The organism is Mesorhizobium sp. P3_A2 (assembly GCF_056403115.1).
The window spans coordinates 1-2500 of record NZ_JBFUGC010000033.1 but is presented as its reverse complement, the minus strand read 5'-3'; the positions used below and the strand labels follow the sequence as shown (position 1 = coordinate 2500).

1 tRNA gene and 2 rRNA genes (1 of these 3 cut by a window edge) are annotated in these 2500 nt (G+C 53.8%); all 3 read left to right on the top strand.

Going from position 1 to position 2500, the window contains the following annotated elements:
• Positions 1-1935 (top strand): 23S ribosomal RNA (locus AC1DXM_RS31700); it begins 867 nt to the left of the window's first position.
• Positions 1936-2090: 155 nt separating this feature from the next.
• Positions 2091-2205: ribosomal RNA gene (gene rrf / locus AC1DXM_RS31695) — 5S ribosomal RNA — on the top strand.
• 211 nt (positions 2206-2416) lie between these two features.
• A tRNA-Met gene (locus AC1DXM_RS31690) sits at positions 2417-2493 on the top strand.
• The last annotated feature ends 7 nt before the right edge of the window (positions 2494-2500 follow it).

The following is a 2500-nucleotide window of genomic DNA, read 5'->3' as shown; positions in this document are numbered from 1 at the left end:
TAGGTAGAGCGTCGACCGAATACCCCAGGGGGTAGAGCACTGGATGGGCTAGGGGTCCTCACCGGATTACCAAACCTAACCAAACTCCGAATACCTGGGAGTACTAGTCGGCAGACACACGGCGGGTGCTAACGTCCGTCGTGAAAAGGGAAACAACCCTGACCTACAGCTAAGGTCCCCAAGTTATGGCTAAGTGGGAAAGGATGTGAGGATCCCAAAACAACCAGGATGTTGGCTTAGAAGCAGCCATCATTTAAAGAAAGCGTAACAGCTCACTGGTCTAAATAAGGGTCTTTGCGCCGAAAATGTAACGGGGCTAAAGCCATACACCGAAGCTTAGGGTTTGGTCCGCAAGGGCCAAGCGGTAGCGGAGCGTTCTGTAAGCTGATGAAGCCATACCCGTGAGGGGTGGTGGAGGTATCAGAAGTGCGAATGCTGACATGAGTAACGTAAGGGGAGTGAGAGACTCCCCCGCCGAAAGACCAAGGGTTCCTGCTTAAAGCTAATCTGAGCAGGGTTAGCCGGCCCCTAAGACGAGGCGGAAACGCGTAGTCGATGGGAACCACGTTAATATTCGTGGGCTTGGAGGTAGTGACGGATCGCACAAGTTGTCCAATCTTATCGGATTGAACGGGCAGCGGAGCGGTTCCAGGAAATAGCTCCTCCTTATAAACCGTACCCGAAACCGACACTGGTGGTCAGGTAGAGTATACCAAGGCGCTTGAGAGAACTATGCTGAAGGAACTCGGCAAATTGCACGCGTAACTTCGGAAGAAGCGTGACCCTTTTCTACGCAAGTAGAGGAGGGTGGCACAGACCAGGGGGTAGCGACTGTTTATCAAAAACACAGGGCTCTGCGAAGTCGCAAGACGACGTATAGGGTCTGACGCCTGCCCGGTGCTGGAAGGTTAAGAGGAGGGGTGCAAGCTCTGAATCGAAGCCCCAGTAAACGGCGGCCGTAACTATAACGGTCCTAAGGTAGCGAAATTCCTTGTCGGGTAAGTTCCGACCTGCACGAATGGCGTAACGACTTCCCCGCTGTCTCCAGCATAGACTCAGTGAAATTGAATTCCCCGTGAAGATGCGGGGTTCCTGCGGTTAGACGGAAAGACCCCGTGCACCTTTACTATAGCTTTACATTGGCATTCGTAGTGGCATGTGTAGGATAGGTGGTAGGCTTTGAAACCTGGGCGCCAGCTCAGGTGGAGCCACCCTTGAAATACCACCCTTATTACTATGGATGTCTAACCGCGGCCCGTTATCCGGGTCCGGGACAATGTATGGTGGGTAGTTTGACTGGGGCGGTCGCCTCCTAAAGAGTAACGGAGGCGCGCGATGGTGGGCTCAGAACGGTCGGAAATCGTTCGCTGAGTGCAATGGCATAAGCCTGCCTGACTGCGAGACTGACAAGTCGAGCAGAGACGAAAGTCGGTCATAGTGATCCGGTGGTCCCGCGTGGAAGGGCCATCGCTCAACGGATAAAAGGTACGCCGGGGATAACAGGCTGATGACCCCCAAGAGTCCATATCGACGGGGTTGTTTGGCACCTCGATGTCGACTCATCGCATCCTGGGGCTGGAGCAGGTCCCAAGGGTATGGCTGTTCGCCATTTAAAGCGGTACGTGAGTTGGGTTCAGAACGTCGTGAGACAGTTCGGTCCCTATCTGCCGTGGGTGTAGGAATATTGAAAGGATCTGTCCCTAGTACGAGAGGACCGGGATGGACGGATCTCTGGTGGACCTGTTGTGGCGCCAGCCGCATAGCAGGGTAGCTATATCCGGACGGGATAACCGCTGAAGGCATCTAAGCGGGAAACCCACCTTAAAACGAGTATTCCCTGAGAACCGTGGAAGACGACCACGTTGATAGGCCGGGTGTGGAAGAGCGGCAACGCTTGAAGCTTACCGGTACTAATAGTTCGATCGGCTTGATCGTTCTCATTCCTTATGCCCATTTGACGAAGTCAAATGGATGGCACAACAAAGACCAGCGAACAGCTCCGAGAGAGCATCAGGATAGGATCTCTCTATTCGTACTCCCTCATCGCTATTCGCTCAAAAAAGCTTCTCGAATAACGTGCGTTTTGCCGACCTGGTGGTTATGGCGGAGCGGCTGCACCCGATCCCATTCCGAACTCGGCCGTGAAACGCTCCAGCGCTGATGGTACTTCGTCTCAAGACGCGGGAGAGTAGGTCGCTGCCAGGTCTGCCAAACGCACGTTAAAATCACATCCAATCGGATGGAGTGGAATCTTCTCATTACGATTTTATTGATGCATGTCGTTATCCCAAAACCGCTCAACACTTTTGGGCGACATGCATCGAGGCCCGCCAAGGGACCACGGGCCGCGCAAGCGGCCCTTTCATTTGGTGAGCCATCTACCTATTTGTAGGCTTGCGCTTACATCCAATGGTGACGCGGGGTGGAGCAGCCCGGTAGCTCGTCAGGCTCATAACCTGAAGGTCACAGGTTCAAATCCTGTCCCCGCAACCAACATCAA